The sequence below is a fragment of the Glycomyces endophyticus genome (genome assembly GCF_039531525.1).
Classification (GTDB): domain Bacteria; phylum Actinomycetota; class Actinomycetes; order Mycobacteriales; family Micromonosporaceae; genus Glycomyces; species Glycomyces endophyticus.
Genome location: NZ_BAAAQF010000005.1, coordinates 176,036 through 201,965, shown reverse-complemented (window position 1 = coordinate 201,965; position 25,930 = coordinate 176,036). Strand labels below are relative to the sequence as shown.

At 72.4% G+C, this 25,930-nt stretch carries 28 protein-coding genes; 9 read left to right on the top strand and 19 right to left on the bottom strand.

What is annotated here, in order from left to right; translation table 11 throughout:
- Positions 1 to 16 precede the first annotated feature (16 nt).
- The 9 genes from ABD419_RS07600 to hisI form a co-directional block, all read right to left on the bottom strand.
- Positions 17 to 991: a hypothetical protein gene (locus ABD419_RS07600; RefSeq protein WP_344484000.1), complete on the bottom strand. Its 975-nt coding sequence runs from the start codon at positions 989 to 991 to the stop codon at positions 17 to 19.
- A 33-nt stretch (positions 992 to 1,024) separates the two neighbouring features.
- Positions 1,025 to 1,513 (bottom strand): GNAT family N-acetyltransferase, encoded by a 489-nt coding sequence (locus ABD419_RS07595; protein ID WP_344483999.1) that lies wholly within the window; start codon positions 1,511 to 1,513, stop codon positions 1,025 to 1,027.
- 19 nt (positions 1,514 to 1,532) lie between these two features.
- Positions 1,533 to 2,720: an FAD-dependent oxidoreductase gene (locus ABD419_RS07590; protein WP_344485322.1), complete on the bottom strand. Its 1,188-nt coding sequence runs from the start codon at positions 2,718 to 2,720 to the stop codon at positions 1,533 to 1,535.
- Positions 2,717 to 3,802, bottom strand: a complete 1,086-nt coding sequence (gene lgt / locus ABD419_RS07585) for a prolipoprotein diacylglyceryl transferase (protein WP_344483996.1) — start codon at positions 3,800 to 3,802, stop codon at positions 2,717 to 2,719. The genes ABD419_RS07590 and lgt overlap by 4 nt, the downstream gene beginning before the upstream one ends.
- A gap of 99 nt (positions 3,803 to 3,901) precedes the next feature.
- Complete coding sequence (gene trpA, locus ABD419_RS07580) at positions 3,902 to 4,690, bottom strand: tryptophan synthase subunit alpha (RefSeq protein ID WP_344483993.1); 789 nt, start codon at positions 4,688 to 4,690, stop codon at positions 3,902 to 3,904.
- The gene (gene trpB, locus ABD419_RS07575; RefSeq protein ID WP_344483990.1) at positions 4,690 to 5,886 is read right to left on the bottom strand and encodes a tryptophan synthase subunit beta; all 1,197 of its coding nucleotides are present in this window, start codon (positions 5,884 to 5,886) and stop codon (positions 4,690 to 4,692) included. The genes trpA and trpB overlap by 1 nt, the downstream gene beginning before the upstream one ends.
- Before the next feature lie 23 nt (positions 5,887 to 5,909).
- Positions 5,910 to 6,716, bottom strand: coding sequence for an indole-3-glycerol phosphate synthase TrpC (gene trpC / locus ABD419_RS07570; protein ID WP_344483987.1), 807 nt, complete (start codon positions 6,714 to 6,716; stop codon positions 5,910 to 5,912).
- Entirely contained in the window at positions 6,713 to 7,321 is a 609-nt protein-coding gene (locus tag ABD419_RS07565) for a Trp biosynthesis-associated membrane protein (RefSeq protein WP_344483985.1), read from the bottom strand. Before ABD419_RS07565 ends, trpC begins: the two co-directional genes overlap by 4 nt.
- Positions 7,318 to 7,653 carry a phosphoribosyl-AMP cyclohydrolase gene (gene hisI, locus ABD419_RS07560; RefSeq protein ID WP_425555966.1) on the bottom strand — a complete coding sequence of 112 codons (336 nt, stop codon included), beginning with the start codon at positions 7,651 to 7,653 and terminating at the stop codon, positions 7,318 to 7,320. Before hisI ends, ABD419_RS07565 begins: the two co-directional genes overlap by 4 nt.
- 79 nt (positions 7,654 to 7,732) lie before the next feature.
- On the opposite strand from hisI, the gene ABD419_RS07555 reads away from it, so the two are divergent.
- From ABD419_RS07555 to ABD419_RS07545, 3 genes are all read left to right on the top strand, one after another.
- Positions 7,733 to 8,401, top strand: coding sequence for a RibD family protein (locus ABD419_RS07555; protein ID WP_344483983.1), 669 nt, complete (start codon positions 7,733 to 7,735; stop codon positions 8,399 to 8,401).
- A gap of 139 nt (positions 8,402 to 8,540) precedes the next feature.
- Positions 8,541 to 10,322 (top strand): BCCT family transporter, encoded by a 1,782-nt coding sequence (locus ABD419_RS07550; protein ID WP_344483981.1) that lies wholly within the window; start codon positions 8,541 to 8,543, stop codon positions 10,320 to 10,322.
- Between the two features lie 50 nt (positions 10,323 to 10,372).
- On the top strand, positions 10,373 to 11,335 hold the full coding sequence (locus ABD419_RS07545) for a quinone oxidoreductase family protein (RefSeq protein ID WP_344483979.1): 963 nt from the start codon (positions 10,373 to 10,375) through the stop codon (positions 11,333 to 11,335).
- Here ABD419_RS07545 and ABD419_RS07540 read toward each other — a convergent pair.
- The gene (locus ABD419_RS07540; RefSeq protein WP_344483977.1) at positions 11,325 to 12,305 is read right to left on the bottom strand and encodes a GlxA family transcriptional regulator; all 981 of its coding nucleotides are present in this window, start codon (positions 12,303 to 12,305) and stop codon (positions 11,325 to 11,327) included. The two genes, ABD419_RS07545 and ABD419_RS07540, sit on opposite strands and share 11 nt — an antisense overlap.
- 111 nt (positions 12,306 to 12,416) lie before the next feature.
- Between ABD419_RS07540 and ABD419_RS07535 the strand changes: the two genes are divergently transcribed.
- Both ABD419_RS07535 and ABD419_RS07530 read left to right on the top strand, forming a co-directional pair.
- The gene (locus ABD419_RS07535) at positions 12,417 to 13,340 is read left to right on the top strand and encodes an NADP-dependent oxidoreductase (protein WP_344485317.1); all 924 of its coding nucleotides are present in this window, start codon (positions 12,417 to 12,419) and stop codon (positions 13,338 to 13,340) included.
- Between the two features lie 54 nt (positions 13,341 to 13,394).
- On the top strand, positions 13,395 to 14,024 hold the full coding sequence (locus ABD419_RS07530; RefSeq protein ID WP_344483975.1) for a flavin reductase family protein: 630 nt from the start codon (positions 13,395 to 13,397) through the stop codon (positions 14,022 to 14,024).
- Positions 14,025 to 14,115: 91 nt separating this feature from the next.
- On the opposite strand, the gene ABD419_RS07525 is transcribed toward ABD419_RS07530, so the two are convergent.
- The 3 genes from ABD419_RS07525 to hisF form a co-directional block, all read right to left on the bottom strand.
- Positions 14,116 to 15,897 (bottom strand): ABC transporter ATP-binding protein, encoded by a 1,782-nt coding sequence (locus ABD419_RS07525; protein WP_344483972.1) that lies wholly within the window; start codon positions 15,895 to 15,897, stop codon positions 14,116 to 14,118.
- A complete protein-coding gene (locus ABD419_RS07520) occupies positions 15,894 to 17,795 on the bottom strand; it encodes an ABC transporter ATP-binding protein (protein ID WP_425555965.1) in 1,902 nt (633 codons plus the stop codon). Before ABD419_RS07520 ends, ABD419_RS07525 begins: the two co-directional genes overlap by 4 nt.
- Before the next feature lie 248 nt (positions 17,796 to 18,043).
- The gene (gene hisF, locus ABD419_RS07515) at positions 18,044 to 18,805 is read right to left on the bottom strand and encodes an imidazole glycerol phosphate synthase subunit HisF (RefSeq protein WP_344483969.1); all 762 of its coding nucleotides are present in this window, start codon (positions 18,803 to 18,805) and stop codon (positions 18,044 to 18,046) included.
- 82 nt (positions 18,806 to 18,887) lie between these two features.
- Here hisF and ABD419_RS07510 point away from each other — a divergent pair, with 82 nt between their 5' ends.
- From ABD419_RS07510 to ABD419_RS07495, 4 genes are all read left to right on the top strand, one after another.
- On the top strand, positions 18,888 to 19,124 hold the full coding sequence (locus tag ABD419_RS07510; RefSeq protein ID WP_344483966.1) for a hypothetical protein: 237 nt from the start codon (positions 18,888 to 18,890) through the stop codon (positions 19,122 to 19,124).
- Positions 19,124 to 19,405 carry a hypothetical protein gene (locus ABD419_RS07505; protein ID WP_344483963.1) on the top strand — a complete coding sequence of 94 codons (282 nt, stop codon included), beginning with the start codon at positions 19,124 to 19,126 and terminating at the stop codon, positions 19,403 to 19,405. The genes ABD419_RS07510 and ABD419_RS07505 overlap by 1 nt, the downstream gene beginning before the upstream one ends.
- Positions 19,406 to 19,605: 200 nt before the next feature.
- Complete coding sequence (locus tag ABD419_RS07500; RefSeq protein WP_344483961.1) at positions 19,606 to 20,025, top strand: hypothetical protein; 420 nt, start codon at positions 19,606 to 19,608, stop codon at positions 20,023 to 20,025.
- Positions 20,026 to 20,035: 10 nt separating this feature from the next.
- On the top strand, positions 20,036 to 20,755 hold the full coding sequence (locus ABD419_RS07495) for a TetR/AcrR family transcriptional regulator (protein WP_344483958.1): 720 nt from the start codon (positions 20,036 to 20,038) through the stop codon (positions 20,753 to 20,755).
- Positions 20,756 to 20,833: 78 nt separating this feature from the next.
- On the opposite strand, the gene ABD419_RS07490 is transcribed toward ABD419_RS07495, so the two are convergent.
- The 6 genes from ABD419_RS07490 to ABD419_RS07465 all read right to left on the bottom strand — a co-directional run bounded on the left by ABD419_RS07490 (position 20,834) and on the right by ABD419_RS07465 (position 25,868).
- Positions 20,834 to 21,244 carry an SCO5389 family protein gene (locus ABD419_RS07490; RefSeq protein WP_344483955.1) on the bottom strand — a complete coding sequence of 137 codons (411 nt, stop codon included), beginning with the start codon at positions 21,242 to 21,244 and terminating at the stop codon, positions 20,834 to 20,836.
- Between the two features lie 114 nt (positions 21,245 to 21,358).
- Positions 21,359 to 22,327, bottom strand: a complete 969-nt coding sequence (locus ABD419_RS07485) for an ATP-binding protein (protein ID WP_344483952.1) — start codon at positions 22,325 to 22,327, stop codon at positions 21,359 to 21,361.
- A gap of 151 nt (positions 22,328 to 22,478) precedes the next feature.
- On the bottom strand, positions 22,479 to 23,393 hold the full coding sequence (locus tag ABD419_RS07480; RefSeq protein WP_344483949.1) for an amino acid ABC transporter permease: 915 nt from the start codon (positions 23,391 to 23,393) through the stop codon (positions 22,479 to 22,481).
- Between the two features lie 13 nt (positions 23,394 to 23,406).
- A complete protein-coding gene (locus ABD419_RS07475) occupies positions 23,407 to 24,063 on the bottom strand; it encodes an amino acid ABC transporter permease (protein ID WP_344483946.1) in 657 nt (218 codons plus the stop codon).
- A 73-nt stretch (positions 24,064 to 24,136) separates the two neighbouring features.
- Positions 24,137 to 25,063: a glutamate ABC transporter substrate-binding protein gene (locus ABD419_RS07470; RefSeq protein WP_344483943.1), complete on the bottom strand. Its 927-nt coding sequence runs from the start codon at positions 25,061 to 25,063 to the stop codon at positions 24,137 to 24,139.
- A gap of 52 nt (positions 25,064 to 25,115) precedes the next feature.
- Positions 25,116 to 25,868: an amino acid ABC transporter ATP-binding protein gene (locus ABD419_RS07465; protein ID WP_344483940.1), complete on the bottom strand. Its 753-nt coding sequence runs from the start codon at positions 25,866 to 25,868 to the stop codon at positions 25,116 to 25,118.
- Positions 25,869 to 25,930: the final 62 nt, after the last annotated feature.

The window sequence follows — 25,930 nt, the reverse complement described above, 5'->3', positions numbered from 1 at the left end:
ACGGGGAAGAATCGCTTCAGCCTACCCGCCGCGCTTCCGCGCCCACCAGCCGGGAAATGGGGCCTAAGTCACCGTCAGGGGCGGTTTCGGGGGCGCCGCCGGGCGCGGTCGCGGCGATCGGGGCGAGGAGTTCCGGGGCGGTGACGGCGCGCAGCGACGGGTCGGCGTCGCCGGTGATCGCGGGCTCGAAGCGGGAGGCGACGCAGTACAGGCGGACGTCGGGGTCGCCGAGGAGCCGCTTGACGTAGCGCAGGCGCTTGAGCTGGCGTTCGACCATCCGGAACCGCCAGCGGGCGGTCCCGAGGGCGACGGGGGCGCCCTGGTCGTCCCAGGCGGCGACCTCGAGGGTCCGCATCTGGCGGAACCGCGGGTCGGGGACGGTGACGCGGGTGGCCGCGGCGGCGCCGGTGTCGTCGAGGACCCAGGCGCGGGCGAGGTCGAGGAACTCGGGGCGGGCGACGTACCGGTCGAAGCGGGCGCGGTTCAGCCTCCACAGCTGCTCGGTGATGTACCCGCGCCGCCAGCGCGGCAGGTGCGGGCGCAGGACGGCGTAGTGGAAGCGCGCGAGGCGGTCGGTGAAGGTCCAGAACGGGTCGTCGGGTTCGAGGGGGTTGGGGCCGGGGCGGACGAGGCCGGCGGCTTCGAGGCGCGGCAGGAGCGCGTCGAGGTCGGCCTCGCTCAGGCGGGTGCCGGCGCGGAGGTCGTAGCGGGTGCGGGGGCGGACGACGGCGAGGGCGAGGACGGCGTCGGCGGCGTCGTCGACCTCCTCGCCGAGGAGTGCGGCGGCGCGGCCGGCGGCGCGCTCGAAGTGGGGGGCGTCGGGGGTGAGGAACCCGGTCCGGAGCCAGTCGGCGGTGTCGTCGAAGCGCTGCGGCAGGGGGGCGTGGGCGCCGAGGAGGGCGGGGTCGTCGCCGATGACGGCGTGGACGGCGACGGCGGCCTCGGGCTCGGCGGCGCCCAGGGAGCGGATCGACTCGCGCAGTTCGTTCATGGTGAGGGCGATGCTACTCGGCCCCTGCGCGTCTCACAGTTCGCGGAACATCAGGTGGAGGTCGACCAGGCCTTCGGAGGGGTGGTCGAAGCCGCCGGGGATGAGGGCGAGGGTGGTCATGCCGAGGGAGTGCCAGAGCTTGACGGCGTTGACGTTGGTGGCGACGACGGCGTTGAACTGCATGGCGCGGAAGCCGTCGTCCTTGGCGCGGGCGAGGGCGGCCTCGCCGAGGGCGCGGCCGATGCCGCGGCGCCCGTAGGCGGCGTCGACCATGAACCCGGCGTTGGCGACGTGGGCGCCCTGGCCGGGGAGGTTGGGGTGGATCTCGACGGTGCCGGCGACGTGCCCGTCGACGACGGCGACGAGCCGCGAGGCGGGCGCGGGGCGCTCCATCCAGTAGGCGCGGGTCCAGGACTCGGTGGTGTCGGGCGGCCACGGGTAGGTCTCGCCGGCCTGGATGATGGGGCGCATGAACGCCCACATGGCGGGCCAGTCGGTGGCGGCGGCGTCGCGGATCTGCATGGGGTCGAAGGTATCGGGTCTACCGGGGCGGCTGCCAGTCGGAGAGGGAGGCGGCCTGGCTCTGGACCCAGGAGTCGGGGACGGCGCGGAGGAGGCCGCGGGTGACGCCGCGGCCTCCGGAGGCGATGGTGTGGACGCGGCGCGAGAGCCGGGCGACGCGCTTGAGGCGGGGCAGGCGGGCGCGGTCGTAGGAGGCGAGGGCGTCGGGGACGGACTCGGGCGAGCGGCGCAGGGCCCAGCCGAGGGTGACGGCGTCCTCGAGGGCGAGGCTGCCGCCCTGGGCGAGGATGGGGGCGACGCCGTGGGCGGCGTCGCCCATGAGGACGAGGCCGCCGGTGCCGGCGGGCTGGTGGAGGCGCGCGGGGATGGGCCACACGTACCGGACGGACTGCTGGGTGAGTTCGGAGGGCCGGGTGGCGGCGATGTACTTGCCGACGGGGGCGGGCCAGTCCGCGAACCAGCGGTTGATGAGCTCGTGCTGGATCTGGGGGGACTCGGGGCGCATGCCGCCGGGGACGGTGGCCCACCAGCAGGCGCCGGCGTGGCCGAGGTCGCCGTAGCCGAAGCGGCGGCGGTCGGGGCCGTAGACCTCGACGGCCTCGGCGCTGCGCTCGGGGGCGCGGTGGGCGGGGATGATCCCGCGGAACACCACCACCCCGGCATCCACTGTGGGCGATCCGGGGGCGATGAGGGGGCGGGTCGGGGAGTCGATGCCGTCGGCGGCGACGATGAGGTCGGCGTCCCAGCGGCGGTTGGAGTCGCCCGCGGCGAGGTCGACCATGTCGATCCGGTCGACCTGCGTCGCGGGGTGGACCTCGACGCTGTCGCCGAGGCGCGACACGAGCGCCTCGTAGAGCATCGCGTTGTGGACCATGACGGACGGGGTGCCGTCGTCGGCGCCGAGCATGGCCCCGGCGAAGGAGCTGGAGACGCGGTCCTCGTTGCGGATCTCGAAGCGCTCCACGGGGGTCCCGGCGGCGTCGAGGGTGGCGTCGACCCCGAGCGCGCGCAGCGCGCGCACGCCCGAGGCCCACAGGATCATGCCGAGGTCGTCGCCTTTGAGGCGCTCGCGCCGCTCCAGCAGCGCCACCCGCCAGCCGAGCTTCGACAGCACGATCGCGCTGGCGAGCCCGGCGACGCCGGCGCCGACGACTACGGCTCTACGGTTCTGCATCTGCACCTGCCCGGGGGAAGCGGTGTCGGTCAGCCGTCGTCGCGGGTCGTGCCCGCGCCGGGCCGTGTCTCGTCGGAGGCGGTCTCGTCGGCGGTCGCGGTGTCAGTGGTGTCGGCCGGCGGCTCGTCGGACGGTTCGTCGGCGACGCCGTCCTCCTCGGGTCGAGTGTCCTCGGTTTCGCCGTCGTCGGGGGTCCCGTCCCCGTCGGGGGCGGTGAGGAGGACGCCCTTGGGCAGGGCGCCGTCGACGTAGCCGGTGGCCTTGGCGGCGTCGGAGTCCCAGGCGACGATGACGCGCTCGCCGCCGTCGTAGGCGACGACCTTGCGGGAGCCGCGCACCAGGAGCAGGTAGGCGACGGCGAGGACCACGACGACGATGCTCACCCACTGGTTGAGGCGGAGCCCGAAGGCGGCCTCGGCGGGGTCGATGCGCAGGCCCTCGATCCAGAACCGGCCGGTCCAGTAGAGGAGGACGAAGAGGGCGACGAGGCGCCCGGCGCCGAACTTCCACCGGCGGTCGGCGACGACGAGGACGACGGCGACGCCGACGTTCCACAGCGCCTCGTAGAGGAACGTGGGGTGGAACGTCTCGTAGTTCATGTAGCCGGCGACGCGGTGGTCGACGTCGATCGCGACGGCCCACCAGGCGTCGAGGGGCTTGCCGTACAGCTCCTGGTTGAACCAGTTGCCGAGGCGGCCGACGGCCTGGCCGATCGGGACGCCGGGCACGCACGCGTCGGCGACCGTGGCGAAGGGGAGCTTGAGCTGGCGGCAGCCGAGCCAGAGGCCGACGCCGCCGAGGAGGATCGCGCCGGGGACGCCGAGGCCGCCCTCCCAGACCGCGAAGGCCTTCCAGGGGTCGCCGTCGGGGCCGAAGTAGGCGTCGGGGCTGGTGAACACGTGGTAGATGCGGGCGCCGACGATGCCGAACGGCACCGCCCACACCGCGAGGTCGAGCACGGCCCACTCGGGGGCGCCGCGGCGGCGCAGGCGCACCTCCGCGATCCAGCAGGCCGCGACGATGCCGGCGATCAGGCAGAGGGCGTAGGCGCGGATCGGGATGGGGCCGAGGTGCCAGACCGACTCGGCCGGGCTCGGGATTGAAGCGAAGTCCACGACGCAAAACCTATCGGGTGGCGGCGGAGCGGCCGGGCGCGGGCCGGGGCGGGGGCGTGGAGGGGCCCCGCAGGCGTCGCCTGCGGGGCCCGCTGCGGTCTAGCGGCGGACGCCTTCGGCGAGGTCCGCGGTGAGTTCGGCGAGGCGCTGGTGCCCGGCCGGGACGTCGTCGGAGTCCAGGTAGCAGTTGACGATGGCCGAGCCGACGATGACGGCGTCGCCGTACCCGGCGATCTCGGCGGCCTGCTCGCCCGAGCGGACGCCGAGGCCCACGCCGATCGGCAGGTCGGTGTGCGCGCGGGTGCGGCGCACCAGGTCCGGCGCGACCGCGGAGGTCCCGGCGCGGGCGCCGGTGACGCCCATGACCGACTGCGCGTACACGAAGCCGCGGCAGGCCGCGACCGTGGCGGCGATCCGCTCCTCGGTGGAGGACGGCGCGACCAGGAAGACCCGGTCGAGCTCGTGCGCGTCGGAGGCGGCGATCCACTCGCCGGCCTCGTCGGGGATGAGGTCGGGCGTGATGAGCCCGGCCCCGCCGGCGGCTTTGAAGTCGCGGGCGAACCGGTCGACGCCGTACCGCTCCACCAGGTTCCAGTAGGTCATGACGAGGATCGGGACACGCCCGGCGACCGCCTCGGTGACCTCGAAGACCTGGCTGGTGCGGAACCCGGCGGCGAGCGCCTGGTCGGCCGCGCGCTGCACGGACGGGCCGTCCATGACCGGGTCGGAGTAGGGCAGGCCCAGCTCGATGACGTCGGCGCCGTGGTCGATCATGATGTCGACGGCTTTGATGGAGTCGGCGAGGGTCGGGAACCCGGCCGGGAGGTAGCCGACGAGCGCCGCGCGCCCCTCGGCCTTCGTCTTCGCGAACGCCGCTTCGACGCGCATCAGCTCTCCCCCTTGTCGAAGCCGTAGTACTCGACCACGTTGCCCATGTCCTTGTCGCCGCGTCCCGAGAGGTTCACCAGGACCTTCGCGCCCGGCTCCAGGGACTTGGCGAGGCGCAGCGCCCCGGCGAGGCCGTGGGCGGACTCGATCGCGCAGATGATGCCCTCGGTGCGGGCGAGCTTCTCGAGCGCGGCCATGGCCTCGGCGTCGTCCACCGGCTCGTACGCGGCGCGGCCGGTCGCGGCCAGGTGCGCGTGCTCGGGGCCGACGCCCGGGTAGTCCAGGCCCGCCGAGATCGAGTGCGACTCGATCGTCTGGCCGTCCTCGTCCTGGAGGACGAAGGTGCGGGCGCCGTGGAGGACGCCGACCTGCCCGGCGGTGATGGTCGCGGCGTGGCGGCCGGTGTCGTACCCGTCGCCGCCGGCCTCGAAGCCGTACAGCTTGACGGGCTCGTCGTCGAGGAACGCGGTGAAGATGCCCATCGCGTTCGAGCCGCCGCCGACGCACGCGGCGACGACGTCGGGGAGGCCCCCGGTGCGCTCCAGGAACTGGGCGCGGGCCTCGTCGCCGATGCCGCGGCAGTAGTCGCGCACCAGCTGCGGGAACGGGTGCGGGCCGCCGACCGAGCCGATGAGGTAGTGGGTGTGCTCGACGCTGGCGACCCATTCGCGCAGCGCCTCGTTCATGGCGTCCTTGAGCGTCCGCGAACCGGTCGTGACCGGCACGACCTCGGCGCCGAGGAGGCGCATGCGGGCGACGTTCAGGGCCTGGCGGCGGGTGTCCTCCTCGCCCATGTACACGGTGCACTCGAGCCCGAAGTAGGCCGCCGCGGTCGCGGACGCGACCCCGTGCTGGCCCGCGCCGGTCTCGGCGATGATCCGGGTCTTGCCCATGCGCTTGGTGAGCAGCGCCTGGCCGAGGACGTTGCGGATCTTGTGCGCGCCGGTGTGGTTGAGGTCCTCGCGCTTGAGCCACACCTCGACGCCGGCCTCCTGCGAGAGCCGCTCGGCGAAGTACAGCGGCGACGGGAGGTTCCCGTACTCGCGGCCGAGCGCGTCGAGCTCGGCGGTGAACGCCGGGTCGGCGAGGGCGGCGGTGTGCGCGGCCTCGAGCTCGTCGAGGGCGGCGATCAGGGCTTCGGGGACAAACCGTCCCCCGAATTCGCCCCAGTGGCCGGTGGCATCTGGGTTGGGCACGGTACTTACTCCCCTTCGCGGTGCTAGATCGGGCGCGGCGTGGCCGGGTGCGAGCCGGCGGTGACCAGTTCGCGGACGGCGTCGCGCGGGCTCTTCTGCTTGACGACCCCCTCGCCGACGAGCACGGCGTCGGCGCCGGCGCTCGCGTAGCGGATGAGGTCCCGGGTGCCGCGGACGCCGGACTCGGCGACCTTCACGACCTCCCGGGGCAGGCCCGGCGCGATCCGCTCGAACACCGAGCGGTCCACCTGGAGCGTAGTCAGGTCGCGGGCGTTGACGCCAATGACTTTGGCGCCCGCGCGCATGGCCCGGTCGGCCTCGTACTCGGTGTGGACCTCCACGAGCGCGGTCATGCCGAGCCCGGTGATGCGCTCGTGCAGCGACACGAGCGTGTCCTGGTCGAGCGCGGCCACGATGAGCAGGACCAGGTCCGCGCCGTGGGCGCGGGCCTCCAGGACCTGGTAGGGGGAGACCACGAAGTCCTTGCGGAGCACCGGGATCTGGACCTTCGCGCGCACGGCGTCGAGGTCGTCGAGGCTGCCCTTGAAGTAGGACTGCTCGGTGAGCACGGAGATGACCGAGGCACCGCCCGCGGCGTACTCGGCGGCCAGCTCGGCCGGGTCGGGGATGTCGGCGAGCGCGCCCTTCGACGGCGAGGCCCGCTTCACCTCTGCGATGACGCCCACGCCGCCGCCGGAGAGCGCGGCGTACCCGTCGAGCGCGGGCCGCGCGGCGGCGGCGCGCTCGCGGATCGCCTCGATGGGGGTCTCGGCCTGGCGCCGCTCGAGATCGGCGCGGACTTCGGTGATGATCTGCTCCAGCACGTTCATCTACGCGGTCCTTTCTCCTGCACCGATGCCGTGATAGTAGGCGACGAGGGGTCCCGGCCCGAGTCGAGGGCGTTCCACAGCGACACCGGGTCCTCTGTTATGGCGCCGTCCCCCGCGGGGGCCGTCTCGTACCGGTCGGCGGCGGGCCAGGCGCCGGCGCGCGCGGTCGTCCAGGCGCCCGCGCCCGCGAGGATCAGCCCGGCGGCGGCGAGCGCGATCGGCCACGGCCCGGACGCGAGGTGCAGGACCCCGCCGAGGGCGGCCGCGAGGCCCGCGAGGGCGGCGACGACGCCGAGGACGCGGCGGGCCCGGTTCCCGGTGGCGAGCATCGCGAGGAACGCGGCGCCGCCCGCGAGGGCGCACGGCAGCGCCCACGAGGCGAGGTCGGTCCCGGACTGGGCGGTGGTGGCGGTGATCCCGGCGTGGCCGGTCTCGGCGGTGGAGGTCCAGCCGCGGGAGGCGGCGAGGGCCGCGAGGCCGGCGGCGGCGATCCCGGCGAGGAGCACGCGGGCGCGCTCGCCGGCGCGGTCGGGGGCCGCGGCCTCGGGCGCGTCGCCCGCGGGGCCGTCGGCCGGGTCCGGGGAGGCGGTCGGGTCGCCGCTCATGCGATCTCCCTCCCGGTGAAGCAGGTGCGGGTGCCGGTGTGGCAGGCGGGGCCGGTCTGGTCGACCTGGAGGAGGACGGTGTCGCCGTCGCAGTCGGCGGCGACGGAGACGACGGCCTGGCGGTGCCCGGAGGTCTCGCCCTTGACCCAGTACTCGCCGCGGCTGCGCGACCAGTACGTCGCCTGCTTCGTCGCGAGGGTGCGCCGCAGCGCCTCCGCGTCCATCCACGCGAGCATGAGCACCTCGCCGGTGTCGTGCTGCTGCGCGATCGCGGGCACGAGCCCGTCGGCGTTGAAGCTCAGGTTCGCCAGTGCCTCTTCTCGACCTTCCACGGTTATCGATTGTGATCGCACCGCGCCGCGCGGTGCCACCCGGGCCCTTCGGAGAGTGAATCGTGGGATTCTCGGAGCCATGGAGCGCCCGTATGTCATCCTTTCGGCCGCCGTGAGCCTCGACGGGTTCCTCGACGACGACTCGCCCGACCGCCTGGTCCTCTCCGACGCGGCCGACTTCGACCGGGTCGACGCGGTCCGGGCCGGGGTCGACGCGATCGCGGTCGGCGCCGGGACCGTGCGGGCCGACGACCCGCGGCTCCAGGTCAGGTCCCCCGAGCGGCGCGCGGAGCGGACCGCGCGGGGTGCGCGGGCGACGCCGCTGCGGGTGGTGTTCTCCCCCTCGGGCCGGCTGGACCCGGGCGCGCGGCTGTTCGCGGACGGCGACCCGGTCGTGGTGTACACGTCGGCGGCGGGCGCGGCGGCGTGCCCGCTCGGCCCGGCCGCGGCCGAGGTCGTGGCGACCGCCGAGCGCGAGGTGGACCTGGCGGCGGCGCTCACGGACCTGGCCGCCCGCGGGGTGGCGCGGCTGCTGGTGGAGGGCGGCGGGACGGTGCACACGGCGTTCCTGGCGGCCGACCTCGCCGACGAGCTGCACGTGGCGGTGGCGCCGTTCCTGCTCGGGGAGCGCGGCGGGGCCCGGTTCACGTACCCGGCGGCGTTCCCGCAGTCCCCGGCGCGGCCGCTGGTCCTGGCGGCGGCGCAGGCGAACGGCCCGATCGCGCTGCTGGTGTACCGGCGGGCCTGACGGGCGGCTGAGCGGCGGCTCCGGGCGGCGGGTCGCGGCGGCGCGGTCTGCCCGGATCGGCCGGATCGGGGCGTTCGGTCCCTTATGGTGGCTTCAGTCCCCTGCCCGACCGATCCGCCCGAACGTGAGGAGCCGCGCCATGGCCGTCAGCGAGACGCCCGCCGAACCCGGGCCCGAGGGCCCCGGGACGACGACCGAGGAGGCGGGGGCGCCGCCGCCCGAGCGGCCCCTGGAGGTCGAGGAGCGGCAGGCGACGCTGCCGGTGGACCGGCCGGTGTTCTGGACCGGCGCGATCGTCACGCTCGCGGTGATCGTGTACGGCGCGGTCTTCCCCGAGCAGTTCGAGGACGGCTCGACGGCGGCGCTGAACTGGGTCATCGCGAACTTCGGGTGGCTGTTCATCATCGCCGGGAACATCTTCCTGGTGCTCGCGGTCTACATCGCGGCGAGCCGGTACGGGAACATCAAGCTGGCGGTGAACGCCGACGAGCAGCCCGAGTTCGGGACGCTGCCGTGGATCTCGATGATGTTCGCCGCCGGCATGGGCATCGGCCTCATGTTCTACGGCGTGGCCGAGCCGCTCTCGCACTACTTCGACGCCCCGCCGCCGCTCCAGCTCAACCCGGCGTCGCCGTACTTCCCCGACCAGCTCCAGGAGGGCGCGCTGGTCTACTCGTACTTCCACTGGGGACTGCACCCGTGGGCGATCTACGCGGTCGCGGGCCTGGCGCTCGGGTACTCGACCTTCCGCAAGCAGCGCGGCAACAACATGAGCGACGCGTTCGCGCCGCTCCTGACCGGGAAGCGCTGGGGCCCGGCCACGGGCCGGGGCATCGACCTGCTCGCGGTGTTCGCGACCGTGTTCGGGACGGCCGCGAGCCTGGGGCTGGGCGCGCTCCAGGTCGCGGTGGGCCTGGGGATCGTCGCGGGCGTGAAGGACTCGAAGTTCCTGGAGATCATCGTCATCGTGGCGCTGACGGCCGCGTTCGTGGCGTCGGCGTTCTCGGGCGTCCACCGCGGCGTCAAGTGGCTGTCGACGACGAACGTGGTGCTGGCGCTGTTCCTGGTCGTGTTCGTGTTCTTCGCGGGGCCGACCCTGTTCATCCTCGACGCGTGGCCGAACGCGGTCGGCGGGTACCTGTCGAGCCTGGTGAACCTGTCCAGCGTCACCGGCGCGTTCGGCGGTGCCGACTGGATGGCGGCCTGGACGATCTTCTACTGGGCGTGGTGGCTGTCGTGGGCGCCGTTCGTGGGCACGTTCATCGCGCGCATCTCGCGCGGGCGCACCATCCGCCAGTTCGTCGTCGGCGTCCTCCTCATCCCCTCGGCCGCCTCCACGCTGTGGTTCGCGATCCTCGGCGGGACCGCGCTGTGGAAGCAGGGCAACGGGAGCGCCGACTACGAGGCGGCGCTCGCGCAGGGCGAGGAGCACGCCCTGTTCGCGCTCCTGGACTCGCTGCCCATGTACGGCATCATGTCCGGCCTGTCGATGATCCTCGTGGCGATCTACTTCGTCACCGGCGCCGACTCGGCCTCGCTGGTCCTCGGCTCGCTGTCGAGTCGCGGCTCGCTCGCGCCGAAGAAGCCCCTGGTGGTGTTCTGGGGCGCGACGATCGGCGCCGTGGCGGCGGTCCTGCTCCTGTCGGGCGGCCTCGAAGGGCTCAAGAACGCGACGATCATCGTCGCGCTGCCGTTCGTCGTCGTCATGCTCGCGCTGTGCGTGGCGCTCATGAAGGAGCTGACGACCGACCCGGCCGCGAACGTGCTGCGCCACCACATGCGCCAGCGCGGCTTCCGCGACGCGATCCGCAAGCTCGTGGGCGAGGAGGTCGACACCCGGACCGCCGCGAAGAACCCGTGGGGCCGCGCCCGGATGCGCTTCCCCTCCGGCGGCGGGCGCCGGACCGGAACGGAGGAATAGGACCCGGTGCCGCTAAATTGGGGGGTGAACCTGCGGCGGAAGGAAACCCCATGAAGGCGATCGTGGTCGAGCGGACCGGCGGGCCGGGCGTCATGACGGTCCTGGAGGGCGAGGACCCGGGCCCGCGGCCCGGCCAGATCGCCGTCAGGGTCGCCGCGGCGGGCGTCAACTTCATCGACGTCTACCACCGCACCGGGGCCTACGGGCTGCCGCTGCCGTTCACCCCGGGCCTGGAAGGCGGCGGGTACGTGACGGCCGTCGGCGCGGGCGTCACCGGCTTCGCGATCGGCGACGAGGTCGCCTGGAAAGACGTCCCGGGCTCGTACGCGGACCTCGTGGTCGCCGACGCGGACGCGTTCGTGCCGGTCCCCGAGAAGGTCGCGGTCGAGACCGCCGCCGCCGTCATGCTCCAGGGCCTCACCGCGCACTACCTGTGCAACAGCGTGTACGACGTGCAGGAGGGCGACACGGTCGTCGTGCACGCCGCCGCCGGCGGCGTCGGCCTGCTGCTGACGCAGATGGTGAAGTACAAGGGCGGCAAGGTCGTCGGCACCGTGTCCACGGACGCGAAGGCCGAGCTCGCCCGCCAGAACGGCACCGACCACGTCATGCGCTACGAGGGCTTCGGCGCCAAGGCCCGCGAGCTCACCGGCGGCGAGGGCGTCGCGGCCGTGTTCGACGGCGTCGGCAAGACCACGTTCGACGAGGGCCTGCAGGCGCTGCGCCCGCGCGGGGTCATGGCCCTGTTCGGACAGGCGAGCGGTCCCGTCCCGCCCGTGGACCCGCAGCGGCTCAACAGCGGCGGCTCGCTCGTCCTGACCAGGCCGACCCTCAAGGACTTCACCCGGACCCGCGAGGAGTACCTCGCCCGCGCCGCCGACGTGTTCCAGATGATCGAGGACGACAACCTCCTCGTGCGCGTCGGCGAGACGTTCCGCCTCGAGGAGGCCCCCGAGGCGCACGAGGCGCTGCAGGCCCGCAAGACCACCGCGAAGCTGCTGCTCATCCCGTGACGGCCGCGGCCCGGAACGTCCTGCGGTAGGCCGAGGGCGAGACGCCGAGCGCGGACCGCAGGTGCTGGCGGAGCGAGACGCCGGTGCCGAGCCCGGACCGCTGCGCGACCTGGTCGACGGTGAGGTCGGTGGACTCCAGGAGCCGGCGGGCGTGCTCGACGCGCTGGCGGGTCAGCCACTGCGCGGGGCTCTGGCCGGTCTCCTCGCGGAAGCGGCGCGTGAACGAGCGGCGGCTCATGGTCGCCCGGCGGGCCAGGTCGTCGATGGACAGGGGCCGGTCGAGGTTGGCGAGGGCCCAGGCGCGGGATTCCGATGTGGACAGTTCCTGCTCGTCGGGGACGGGCCGCTCGATGAACTGGGCCTGGCCGCCGTCGCGCCACGGCGGCACGACGCAGCGGCGGGCCGCGGCGTTCGCGACCTCGGCGCCGTGGTCGCGCCGGACCAGGTGCAGGCACAGGTCCACGGCCGCGCCGGCGCCCGCGGAGGTGAGGATGCGGCCCTGGTCGACGAAGAGGACGTCGGGGTCGACGCGGACCCGCGGGTAGCGCTCGCGCATGCGGTCGGTGAGGACCCAGTGGGTGGTGGCGGTGAGGCCGTCGAGGAGCCCGAGCTCGGCGAGCACGAGCGCCGCCGAGCAGAACGAGACGATCCGCGCGTCCGGGCGCATCCGCGCGAAGACCTCCGGGAGGCCCGGCGGGATCGAGCGGACGTCGCAGGTGGGACCGCCGGGGCCGATGGTGGCGACCACGACGGTGTCGGCCCGCTCCAGGAGCTCGGGGCCGTGGTCGGGCGTGATCGTGAACCCGCTGGAGGAGCGGACCGGGCCGCCGTCGACGGAGCAGACCTGCACGTCGTAGAGGGGGTGCAGGTCCCGGTCGGTGGCGGCGGAGAAGATCCGGTCGGGGATGCCGAGCTCGAACGCGACGACGTCGTCCAGGGCCAGTACCGCCACGCGATGCGCATTCACCATGGCCCGATTCTTTCACATCGTGGCCTCCGGGCCACTTTCCGGCGGGCGGGCCCGCGCCCAGAATGGGACCGGTACACCGGAGTCGACGGAGAGGGAACCGAGATGACGACGATGCGAGCGGTGGTCCAGGACGAGCTCGGCGGGCCGGAGGTGCTCCGGGTGGCCGAGGTCGAGCGGCCCGCGCCGGGCCCGACGGAGATCCTGGTGCGGGTGCGCGCCGCGGGTGTGAACCCGACCGACTGGAAGTCCCGCGAGTCGGGCGGCCTCACCGGCCTGAAGCCGCCGTTCACGCTCGGCTGGGACGTCTCCGGGACGGTGGAGGCCGTCGGCGCGGGTGTGCGGCTGTACCGGCCCGGGGACGAGGTCTACGGGATGCCGAGGTTCCCGCACCCGGCGGGCGGCTACGGCGAGTACGTCGCGGCGCCGGCCCGCCAGTTCGACTTCAAGCCCGCCTCGCTCTCCCACGTGGAGGCCGCGGCGCTCCCGCTCACCGGCCTGACCGCGCACCAGGCGCTGGTCGACAACGCGGGCGTGCGCGAGGGGCACCGGGTCCTCGTCCACGCCGCCGCCGGCGGCGTCGGGCACCTCGCGGTGCAGATCGCGAAGGCACACGGCGCGTACGTGATCGGCACCGCCAGCGCCGGGAAGCACGACTTCCTGCGGTCGCTCGGCGCCGACGAGGCGATCGACTACCGCTCGGTCGACTTCGCGGCGGGCCTGTCCGGGATCGACATCGTGGTGGACCCGATCGGCGGCGAGTACGCGGCGCGGTCAGCGTCGGTCCTCAAGGACGGCGGGTACCTCATGTCGGTGATCCCCGGGGACCTCCCGGCGGCCGAGCGAGAGCGCGTGCACACCGGGTTCGTGCTGGTGGAGCCGGACTGGAGCGGGATGCGGGCCCTCTCGGCCCTCGTCGACGCCGGGAGGCTGCGGCCGACGGTGGCCGAGACCTATCCGCTGGAGGAGGTCGCCCGGGCCCACGAGTCGCTCCAGACGGGCCGCACCGCCGGAAAGATCGTGCTCACCGTGGCCTGACGCGGCGTCGTTTTCCGGCCAGCACCGCGGGCCCGGCGCGGGTTCGATTGGCGCATGCATGTGAACACGCCGTTGAAGGTCCACTACTACGGGAGCGTCGTCGTGCTCCTCGGCACCCGCGACGCGGAGGGGCGGGCGAACCTCGCGCCGATGTCGTCGGCGTGGTGGCTGGGGCAGTCGGCCATGCTCGGGATGGGCGACCGGTCCAAGACCGCGCAGAACCTGCGCGCCACCGGGGAGTGCACGCTCAACCTCGTCCCGAGCGGGCTCGCGGACGCCGTCGACCGGCTCGCGGACCTGACCGCGGCCGACCCGGTCCCGGAGTCGAAGGCCGCCAAGGGGTACCGGTTCGAGCCCGACAAGTTCGGGGCGGCCGGGCTGACCGAGCTCCCCGGTGAGGCCACGGGCGCGCCGCGGGTCGCCGAGTGCCCGGTGCAGCTCGAGTGCCGGATCACCGCCGCGCACCCGTTCGGGAAGGGCTGCACCGCGTTCGAGGCCGAGATCCTGCGGTCCCATGTGGACGAGTCGGTGCTGGTGCCCGGCACCGCGTACGTCGACCCGGTCGCGTGGGACCCGCTCATCATGAAGTTCTGCGACTACTTCGGGGAGGCCCGGAACCTGCGCGAGTCCACGCTCGCCGCGAACTGGCGGATGCCGCGCGGACGCCTGGACCGCGCCGCCTGAACCACCTCGCGGCACTGCCGGGCCGCACTACCGAGCCGCGCCGCCTGACGCGGCGGCGGGCCCACTCTGATCGAGCGGGCCCGCCGCGGCGTCAGTTCGAGCGGGTCTGCTCGACCCAGGAGCCGTGCAGGCCCGCGTAGACCGAGCCGGCCTCGGCGGCGAGCTCGGCGTGCGGGCCCTGCTGGACCAGCTCGCCCGCGTCGAACACCAGGACCTCGTCGGAGGTCTCGGCGGTCGACAGCCGGTGGGCGATGATCACGGTCGTGCGCCCGCGCGTGACCGCGTCGAGCGCCGACGACAGGCGCAGCTCCGTCGCCGGGTCCACCGCGCTGGTGGCCTCGTCGAGGACGAGCAGGTCGGGGTCGGTCACGTACGCGCGCACCAGGGACACGAGCTGGCGCTCGCCGACGGAGAGGTTCGCGCCGCCCTCCCCCAGTTCGGTGTCGAGGCCCGCCGGGAGCGTCTCGACCCAGTCGGCGAGCCCGAGCTCGGCGAAGGCCACGTAGATCTCGGCGTCGGTCAGCTCCGGCCGCGCGAACCGCACGTTCCGCGCCAGCGTGCCGTTGAACAGGAACCCCTCCTGCGGGACCATCGTCACCCGCCGCCGCAGCGACGCGAAGGTGACCTCCCGCATCGGCGCGCCGCCGAGCAGCACGCGCCCCGAGGTCGGGTCCATGAGCCGGGTCAGGAGCTTCGCGAACGTCGTCTTGCCCGAGCCGGTCTCGCCGACCACCGCGACCTTCGAGTGGGCGCGGATGTCGACGTCGATGCCGTGCAGGACCTCCGCGCCGCCGGGGTACGCGAACCGCACGCCCTCGAAGCGGACCCCGAGGGGCCCTTCGGGAAGCGCCCGGCCGTCGACCGGGTCGGCCACGTCGGGCGCGGTGTCGATGATGTCGAGGACGCGGCGCCAGCCCGAGACCGCGTTCTGCGCCTCGTTCAGCGTCTCGGTGCCGATCACGACCGGCTGCGTGAACAGCACGACCAGGAACAGGAACGCCGTCAGCTCGCCCACGGACATCGACCCGTCGGCGACCAGGAACGCGCCGAGGACCACCACGATCACGTTGACGCCCAGGTACACCAGCTCCCCCGCGCCGAACGACAGCGCGGAGCGGCTGATCGCGCGGGTCTGGTCGCGCCGGTGCTCCTCGATCGAGGCGTCCAGCCGCTCGCTCGTGCGCGCCCCGACCCCGTACGCGCGCACCGTGCCCGCGCCGACCACGGACTCCGCGACCGCCGACAGCATCGCCGAGACGCTGCGGCGCACGCTCGTGTACGCCGACGCCAGGTGCTTCTGCAGCCACTTGATCATCCACGTCACCGGGATGAACACGATCCACACCGCGATCGCCAGCTGCCACGAGTAGAACACCATGACCACGGTCGCGACGATGATCTGCGCCGTCGAGGTCACCAGGACCATGCCGCCCTGCTGCAGGAACTGGCTGATCTGGTCGATGTCGGTCGTCACGCGCGCGGTCAGCGCGCCGCGCCGCTCGGACTGCTGGTGCAGCATCGACAGGTCGTGGATGTGCCGGAACGTGCGGCGCCGCAGGGCCGCCAGCGCGTGCTCGGAGACGACGAACAGGCGCCGGTTCATGACGTAGTTCGCGAGCGTCGTCAGGATCAGCGCGGCCGTGCCGAGCGCGGCGACGGTGAACACGTAGCCGAGGTCGGGGCCGCCTTCGCCGAGGAGGCCCTCGTCGAGGATCTGCTGCGCGCCGATCGGCACGACCAGGCGCCCCAGGGCCGTGACGGCCGCGAGGAACACGGTGAAGCCGAGGCCGGAGCGCAGCTCGGGCGAGAGCTGGAGGCCGCGCTTGACGGTCTCCCAGGGGCCGGGCTGGGTCGGGGTCTCCTGGGCGGTCACGCCGCGCCCTCCTCGTGGTCGGTGTCGGCGGCGGCGAGCTCGCGGTCGAACTCGCCGTCGAACTCGCGCTCGGCCTCGGCCCGCTCGTAGGCGGTGACGAGGTCGGCGTAGGGCGGGTGGGTGCGCAGCAGCTCGGTGTGCGGGCCGCGCGCGGTGATGCGGCCGCCTTCGAGGAAGACGACCTCGTCGGCGAGGGCGATGGTGGCGCGCCGGTAGGCGACCACGAGGACGCTCGCGGCCTCGGAGGAGTCCTTGAGGCCGGAGAGGATCTGGGACTCGACCTTGGGGTCGACGGCGCTGGTGGCGTCGTCGAGGACGAGCAGGCGGGGCGATCCGGCGAGGGCGCGGGCGAGGGTGAGGCGCTGGCGCTGGCCGCCGGAGAGGCTGGTGCCGCGCTCGCCGACCTCGGTGTCGAGGCCGTCGTCGAGGTTGAGGACGAACTTCTCGGCGCCGGCGGCGACGAGGGCGTCCCAGAGTCGGTCGTCGCTCTCGTCCCCGGCGCCGCTGAGGCCGGGGCGGTCGAGGGCGATGTTGGCGCGGACGGTGTCGTCGAAGATGAAGGGGATCTGCTGGACGAGCGCGGTGGAGCGCGCGAGGCTGGCGTGGTCGAGGTCGCGGAGGTCCGTGCCGTCGAGGCGCACGGTGCCGCGGCCGGGGTCGATGAGGCGCGCGGCGAGGTGGGCGAGCGTGGACTTGCCGGAGCCGGTGGCGCCGACGAGGGCGACGGTGGTGCCGGGCGCGACGGTGAAAGTGACCTCGCGGAGGGCTTCGTGGCCGTCGGGGTAGGCGTAGGCGACGGCGTCGAATTCGAGCGTCGCGGGGGCGGTGGTCGCGGGGAGCTGCTTGTCGCCGTAGGCCATGTCGCCGGTGGCGGCGAGGACGTGGTCGACGCGGGCGCGGCCGACGACGGACCCGGGGAGGTCGCCGAGGACCCAGCCGATGGCGCGGACGGGGAAGGCGAGCACGGAGAACATGAAGGAGACGGTGACGAGCTGCTCGAGGTTGATCGCGCCGGCCTCGAAGCGGGCGAGACCGACCAGGAGGGCGACGAGCACGGCGATCTCGGGGAGTCCGGCGATGGCGGGCTCGAAGGCGGCGCGCAGGCGCCCGACGCCGATCATGGCGTCGCGCAGCTCGCCCGCGGAGGCGCTGAACCGCTCGGTCTCGGCGGCCTCGCGGCCCATGGCCTTGACGACGAGCGCGCCGTCGAAGGACTCGTGGCCGACGGCGGAGACCTCGGCGCGGAGCTCCTGCGCGCGCTTGGCCCGGGGGGCCATCTTGGTGGCGAAGACGGCGTTGAGGGCGAACAGGGCGGGGAACATGCCGAGGGCGACGAGCGCGATGGCCCAGTCGATGGCGAAGAACGCGATCATGGCGACGACGACCATGAAGAGGGTGCCGCAGGCGAACGGCAGCGGCGCGAGGGGGCGGGTGGCGGCCTCGACGTCGGCGTTCGCGTTGGAGAGCAGCGTCCCTGTGGGGTGCTTCTGGTGCCAGGAGACGGGGAGGGCGAGGTAGCGGCGGGTGATGCGGCGGCGCCACTCGGCCTGGACGCCGAACTGCATGACGCCGGCGCCGATGCGCCTGGCGCACATGGAGGAGAAGCGGATGATCGAGGTGCCGAGGAGGGCGGCGGCGCCGAGGAGGACGGTGCCGAGGGCGACCTCGCCGTTCTCGTACGCGGGGACGGCGATGCCGGCGACGACCCAGCCGACGATGTAGGAGAGGAGGAGGGTCATGCCGGTGTTGATCATGGCTCCGGCGGCGCCGACGGCGAACGGCTTGGGTTTGAGCCGGATCATGTCGCCGATGTTGCGCAGGCCGCGTCCGAGGATGTGCTCGTCCGCGCCCGCGGCGAGATCGTCGGGATCGGCGGCGGTGCCGGTGGGCAGCGTCATTGGGTCTCCGGTCGGGTGGGTGGCTCCAGGCAGGTTCCTAGCCGCACGGCAAGCGGCCGCTTGCAATCATGCCTCGCACCGCCGACACTCGCCAACTCCGTTAAAGGCTGAAGGCCGTATGACCATCCCTAGCCCCCACCCACCCAGAGGGGACCGTAGCCGCCAGCATTGCCGCGGGGTGCGACAAGAACCGCCCCCGCGCGCGCCCGTGTCACCCGCAGAGGGACACGAATGTCGCGGGCGTCACGTCAACGCACGGGGTGGCCGGCGGTCGCGAGCGCCTGCTTGACCTCGCCGATCGCGATGTCGCCGAAGTGGAAGACGGACGCGGCGAGGACCGCGTCGGCGCCCGCGGCGACCGCGGGCGGGAAGTGGGCGACGGCGCCCGCGCCGCCGGAGGCGATGAGGGGCACGTCGACCGCGGCCCGCACGGCCGCGATGAGCGGGAGGTCGAAGCCGGCCTTGGTGCCGTCGGCGTCGATCGAGTTGAGGAGGATCTCCCCCGCGCCGAGCCCGGCGGCCCGCGCGCACCACTCGACGGCGTCGATGCCGGTGCGCCGGCGCCCGCCGTGGGTGGTGACCTCCCAGCCGGAGTCCGTCTCGGCGCCGGAGGCGACGTCGGCGGAGAGCACGAGCACCTGGTTGCCGAAGCGGTCGGCGATGTCGGCGATGACCTCGGGCCGCGCGATGGCGGCGGTGTTGACGCCGACCTTGTCGGCCCCGGCCCGCAGGAGCCGGTCGACGTCGTCGGGGGTGCGGACGCCGCCGCCGACGGTCAGAGGGATGAACACCTGCTCGGCGGTGCGCGCCACGACGTCCATCATGGTGCCGCGGTCGTCGCTGGAGGCGGTGACGTCGAGGAAGGTGAGCTCGTCGGCGCCGGCCGCGTCGTAGGCGGCGGCGAGCTCCACCGGGTCGCCGGCGTCGCGCAGGTTCTCGAAGTTCACGCCCTTGACGACCCGACCGGCGTCCACGTCCAGGCAGGGGATCACACGCACCGCAACTGTCACGCTGAGAAGACTACAGGTATCGGAGTGTCGTTCGGCGAACGACGCCATGCCCGGAATTAGGATTCCTGTTATGGTTATGACTATGAAGACTATCTCGGTGCTCATCTCAGACCACGCCTACAAGCAGCTGAAAGACGCCGCCGAGCGGGAGGGCACGACGCTCGCGAACTTCGCGAGGCCCGCCATCGAGAAGGCGGCGTACGCCGCCAGCCTCGCCAAGTACGCGCCCCCGGGGGGCGGCCCCTACCAGTACGACATGGAGGCGATGGCCGCCATCGACGCCGACATCGCGCGGGCCGCCTACGGGAACCAGGCCTGATGCGCCCCGGAGAGATCCGCGACCGACTCGACACCAAGTCCGCGCTGACCGTCGTCGTGCTGTCGTCGGAGACGTTCAACCAGATGACCGGCCGGGCCCTCGTCGCCCCGCTGATGACCACCGATCAGGTCCTGGCGGGCATCCCCACCCAAGGCGGCTTCATCGGATTCCAGGCGCTCCACTCCATGTTCACCTCGGCCCTGAGCGAGCCGCGCGGCCAGGTTGACCCGGCGGCGCTCGACGAGGCGCAGTCCCTCATCGCGGGGGCCATGACCCGCTGACCCCGAGCGTCGCAGGCACTTGCACATCACACACGTAGGACACAGCCGGGTTTCCTCCGCCGATGCGGAGGAGGCCCGGCTGTGTCGTGGGCGATACTTCCGGCCGCAGATTTGAACATGTTCAGAAAACGGCGTACGTTGAAGCTCAGAGTTGAACATGTTCAACTCTGAGCTTCCCCCTTCCAGAACGGAGCACTGTCATGGACATGACGGTCGTCGCCTACATCGCCTACCTGCTCGTCGCCGTGCCGCTCACCGTGTGGGTCGCCCGCACGCTCGGCACCAACGGGTTCCACTTCATCAAGGACGTCTTCGACGGGGACGAGCAGCTCGCCCAGGCCGTCAACCGGCTCCTCCAGGTCGGCTTCTACCTCCTCAACTTCGGGTTCGTGACGCTGTGGCTGCGTACCGGCGACGACATCGGCACCGCCAGGGGCGTGTTCGAGACCGTCGCCGTCAAGATCGGCGCGGTGCTGCTGGTCCTCGGCATCCTGCACGTGCTCAACGTGATCGTGCTCAACGGCTTCCGCAAGCGCGGCCGGGTCGTCGACGCCCGCGCCCTCGGCGCCATGGAGCCGCCGCAGCCGCGGCCGGGCCCGTACGGCCCGCAGCCGCAGTAGGATCGCCCTTGTGAGCGATCCTGCCTCCGGACCCGATGACTCCGACGCGTCCGCCCGCCCTGCCAGCAAGGGCGAGCGGACGCGGCAGCGCATCATCGACACCGCGCTCGACATGTTCGCCGAGCGCGGCTACGACAAGACCACGATGCGCGCGATCGCGGCCGAGGCCGGCGTCTCGGTCGGCAACGCGTACTACTACTTCAAGTCCAAGGAGCACCTGATCCAGGGCTTCTACGAGCAGGCCACCATCCGGCACGCCGAGCTGACGCCGACGATGCTGGAGGGCAAGGAGACCCTGGCGGAGCGGATCGAGGCGGCGCTGCTGGCGTGGCTCGACATCGCCGGGCCCTACCACGCGTTCGCGGGCCAGTTCTTCCGTAACGCGGCCGACCCGTCGAGCCCCCTGAGCCCGTTCTCGGAGGACTCCGGCGAGAGCCGCGACCGCGACATCGCGCTCTACCAGGAGGTTCTGGAGGGCTCGAAGACCAAGGTGCCCAAGGACATGGCCGACATCCTCCCCGAGATGCTGTGGCTGCACCAGATGGTCGTGGTCCTGTACTGGGTGTACGACGCCTCGCCGGGCCAGGAGAAGTCGCGGGAACTGGCGCGGCGCACCGCGCCGCTGGCGGCCCGGGTGGTGGCACTGTCGCGGCTGAAGATCCTGCGGCCGCTGGTGAAGCAGGGCGAGGAGCTGGTGCGGGACTTCCTCATCACCAGGAAGCCCGAGTAGGCCCGGAAGGCCCCCGGGCGGCCCGAAGGGCCGGCCGGACGCCGTTGTCCGAGCGGCCCTTCGGTGGTGCGGTCGGTCTCAGCAGTCCTTCAGCTCGGGCGACTGGTTGAGCAGCTGCCCGCGCGGGGAGATGAACTTGCGGTAGGTGTCCGAGTCGACCTCGGAGACCGGGAACGCCGCGATGCGGTGGCAGTTCTGGAAGGCGAGCTTGACGCCGTGGTGACGCTCGAGCGCGCCCCGCATCGAGTCCGAGGCGAGGACCCGCAGGAGCTGGCCGCGCGCCTGCTCGTCCGGCGGCGGGGTGGTGTTGTCCGCGAACTGGGTGGACCCGGAGGACGAGACGACCCCGTTCTTCAGGTCGTGCACGACCTTCGCGATGAGGTCCCACGCGAACGGCAGGGACTGCTTGACGCAGTCGACGAAGTCGGCGTCGGTCACCTCCCCCGCTTCGGCCTTGCTGAGCAGGTCTTCAGAGACGTCAAGGGACATGCGTACTCCTCTCGGTTCGAATCGGTTCATTGTGCCGACGGCGGCCCGCGGCCGCTGTCGGGTAGTCGACGCAGACGATTCCGGTGCGCTGGGCGTCCAGAAGGCCGGCGGTCGCTAGTGGACGGGCGCGCGCAGCAGGTGCTCGCCGAGGACGTAGTCCGGGACGATCTGGTCGGCGAGGTCGACGCCGGCCTTGTCGTTGCCCCACGCGAGCGCGGCCTTGCGGTGGAACTCGTGGGCCTGGCGGGTGAACTTGGCCCAGTCCTTGCCCCCGGCCACGGCCCGCTCGCGGGCGGCGTCGACCACGGCGAGGTTCTCGGGTTCGAGGTCGGCGACGGGGCCGACGCTGCCGCGCTCGGCGGCCTTGACGTACTTCGAGCGCGCGCACCAGCCCAGGAGGGCGTCGCCGACGTGCTCGCGCAGGAACGCGACGTCGTCCTCGTCGTCGATCTTGTTGCCGATCACGGAGATCCGCACGTCGTAGTCCTCGGCGTAGCCCAGGTACTGCTTGTAGACGCCGACCGAGCGCAGGGTCGGCTCGCACACCAGGAACGTGTGGTCGAAGCGGGTGAACATGCCCGAGGCGAAGGCCTCGGCCCCGGCGACCATGTCGACGACGACGAACTCCTCCGGGCCGTCCACGAGGTGGTTGAGCAGGAGTTCGACGGCGCCGACCTTCGAGTGGTAGCAGGCCACGCCGAGGTCGTCGTCGACGAAGCCGCCGGTGGCGGCGAAGCGGATGCCGCCGTGGGCGGTGAAGAGCCGGTCGAGCAGCGGGTTCGACTCGCGCACGGTGAGCAGGCGCGAGCCGGGCCCGGGCGGCGTGGTCTTGAGCATGAGCTCGGCCGAGGGCACGAGCGGGTTGTCGCCGCGCAGGTAGTCCTTGATGTCGGCCAGGTGCTCCCCCAGCACCGGGCCCATCGCGGCGGCCTCGGCGTCGAGCCCGAGGGCGGCCGCGAGGTGCTGGTTGATGTCGGCGTCGACGGCCATCACGGGGTGGCCGAGCGCGGCCGCGCGCCGCGCGAACAGCGAGGCCATCGTGGTCTTGCCCGAGCCGCCCTTGCCGACGAAGGCGAGTTTCATCGTTCCGTTCCCCCACCAATTGAAAATGGTTGTTGATTTCAAGAAGAGGGTAGCAGGCGGGGGACGCGACCGTCGCTCATACCTGAAGGACCGCAAGCGAAAGGGCCCCGCCGGCTGCTGCCGGCGGGGCCCTTCGTGTCGTGCGGTGTCGTCAGATCACACCGGATCCGGCGGTGCCGCCGGCGACGGTGGACTCGAGCTGCGCCGCGGCCTTGGGCGCGGCGGTCTTCTTGCGCAGGCGCCGCTCGGCGTAGACCACCAGCTTCGACAGGGCGTACGCCAGGACGAAGTAGATGAGCGCGGCGATGACGAGCGCCTGGAGGTAGGACCGGCCGTAGTCGCGGCCGATGATGTTGGCCGAGTGCAGCAGCTCGGGGTAGGTGATGACGTACCCGAGCGAGGTGTCCTTCAGGAGGATCACCAGCTGCGCGAGGACGGCCGGGAGCATGTTCCGCAGCACCTGGGGCAGCACGATGAGGCGCTGCACCTGGCCGTGGCTCAGGCCCACCGCGTAGCCGGCCATGGCCTGGCCGGGCGGGAGGGCCGCGACGCCGGCGCGGAGGATCTCCGCGAGGATCGCGCCGTTGTAGATGCCCAGGCCCAGCACCAGGAACGTGAGGCGGCGGGCGTCGCCGCTCCAGCCGAGCACGTCGGAGGTGAACCCGAAGTGCCCGTCGATGGTGAAGGAGATCCAGATGAGCAGCACCAGCGGCAGCGAGCGGAAGAACTGCACGTACACCGAGGAGGCCGCGCGGGTCGGCGTGAACCGCGAGATGCGCCCGAACCCGATGAGGACGCCGAGCACGATCGCCACGAGCGAGCCGAGCGCGAAGGCGAGGAGGGTGTCGAGGATCGCCGGGATCCAGGTGGTCTCCACGACGAGGACGTCCAGCGGGTTGACCCACCGGGACGCCTCGAAGAAGCCGTCCTTGGCGAGTTCGAGCGCGCCGAGCGCCAGGACGCCGAGGATGACGGCGCCGGAGATGATGGAGGCGATCATCGAGCGCTGCTTGCCCTTGGGGCCGAGCGCGTCGAACAGGACCGTGCTCTCGTTCTGTCTGGTCACAGGTCACCCGCCTTCATCGGACGAACGCGGCGCGCCGCTCGGCGAGCCGCACGAGGTAGCTGAGGACGAGGGCGATCACCAGGTAGCTGACGGTCACGCCGATGATGACGCCCCACAGGTCGAACCGGGACTGGTCGTCCTCGATGAGGCGCCGCGACATGGCGGTCAGCTCGGTGATGCCGATGGCGAGCACGAGCGCGCTGTTCTTGACCAGGGCGATCAGGAGCGAGCCGAGCGGCGGGATGACGGCCCGGAACGCCTGCGGGAGGATCACGGTCTGGAGCGACTGGCCGAAGGTCAGGCCGATCGAGCGGGCGGCCTCGGCCTGCCCGAGGGGGATCGAGTTGATGCCGCTGCGCAGGGTCTCGCCCACGAACGCGCCGGTGTACATGCCCAGGCCGACGAGGCCGACGCCCCAGCTGGTGGTGTCGATGCCGATCGAGGGCAGGCCGAAGTACATGACGAGCAGGACCGCCAGGAGCGGCACGTTGCGGAACAGCTGCGTGTAGGCGTTGGCGGCCCAGCGGGCGGGGGCGGCGGGGCTGACGTGCATGACCACCAGGATCATGCCGATCACCAGGGCGATGCCGTAGCTGGCGAGCGTGACGATCGTGGTGACGCGCATGCCTTCGAGCAGCGCTTCGGCCATCAGGTCGAAATTGTCGAACAAGCGGACTCCTCCATAAGGCGGGCGGGGGGGGGCGTCTGCACGGCCGCCGCCGCTTCACCGAACGGTCGCGGGCCTAGTAGCGGTTGGGGGCCGGGAACTCGGGCAGCGGCATGCCGGCGGCGCCGAAGGTCAGGTTGAAGGCCTTCTCCCAGTCGCCGTTGGCGATGATCTCGTCGATCATGTCGTTGACGAAGTTGCGGGCGTCGGTCTCGCCGAGCGGCATGGCCACGCCGTAGGGCTCGTCGGTGAAGATGTTCGAGGAGTCCAGGACGCGGTAGACGTCGGGCTTGTCGACGGTGAACCCGTAGAGGATCGTCTCGTCGGTGCTGACGGCGTCGGTCTGGCCGTTCTCGAGGGCCTGCGCGCAGGCGGCGTAGTCCGCGAGCGGCGTGATGATCGCCTCGGGGTTCGCCTCCTCGAGGTTGCCGATCGAGCCGGAGCCCTCGGCGATGCAGACGTTCTTGCCGGCGAGGTCGGCCACCGAGTTGATGTCGGTGTTGTCGGCGGCGACCATGACGTTCTGGCCGGTCTGGAAGTACGGGCCGGCGAAGTCGAACTGCGTCAGGCGCTCGGGGTAGGCCGAGTAGGACGCGATGACCACGTCGACGGTGCCGTCGTTGATGTACGTCTCGCGGTTCTGGGAGGTGGTCTCGACGAAGCGGAGGTTGCCCTCGTCGCCCTCGGTGACCTCGCCGAAGATGTAGGTGGCGAGCAGGCGGGCCATCTCGGCGTCGAAGCCCTCAACCTCGCCGGTGGCGGTGTTCATCTGGCCGATGAGCGGCTGGTCGTACTTGACGCCGACGGTGATGTAGCCCTTGTCGGCGATGTCCTGGATGTAACCGGCGGGGAGCTCGGCGGCCTGCTCCAGCGAGTAGGTCCCGACGGACTCCTCGAGCGACTCCTGGTCCTCGGCGTCCTGGCTGGCTTCGCCGGAACACGCGGCCAGGGACAAGAGGCCGGCGGCGGCGACCGCCGCGGCGGCCTTGCGGAATGCGCGCATGGGTGTTTCCTTCCTTATGGGTGGGGTCGGCAATTGCGGTGCTCGGGTGGTCTCAGTGGGTCATGACCTTCGAGAGGAAGTCCTGGGCGCGCGCGGTCTGCGGATTGTCGAAGAACTCGTCCGGAGCGGCGGTCTCGACGATCTGGCCCTCGGCCATGAAGACGACGCGGTTGGCGGCCCGGCGGGCGAAGCCCATCTCGTGGGTCACCACGACCATGGTCATGCCCTCGCGGGCGAGGTCCTGCATGACGTCGAGGACCTCGTTGATCATCTCGGGGTCGAGCGCGGAGGTCGGCTCGTCGAACATCATGAGCTTGGGGTCCATGGCCAGGCCGCGGGCGATGGCCACGCGCTGCTGCTGGCCGCCGGAGAGCTGCGACGGGAAGGCGTCCGCCTTGTCGGCGAGGCCGACGCGCTCCAGGAGCTGGCGGGCGCGCTCCTCGGCCTTGGCCTTGGGCGTGCGGCGCACCTTGATCGGCCCGAGGGTGATGTTCTGGAGGACCGTGAGGTGCGCGAAGAGGTTGAAGTGCTGGAAGACCATGCCGACGTCGGCGCGGAGGTTCGCGAGGGCGCGGCCCTCGGCCGGGAGGGGCTTGCCGTTCACGGTGATGGTGCCGGCGTCGACGGTCTCGAGTCGGTTGATGGTCCGGCACAGCGTCGACTTGCCGGAACCAGAGGGTCCGATGAGGACCACGACCTCGCCGTCGTCCACGGTCAGGTCGATGTCCTTGAGCGCGTGGAGGTCTCCGAAGTGCTTGTTCACTCCGGCGATGGTGACCATCGGAGCCTTCGGCGTTGCTTCCATTCGTATCCCTGTGGTCGTGTGGAACCCTCGACTGGCGCGGGGCGAGCGGATTGGGCTTTAAA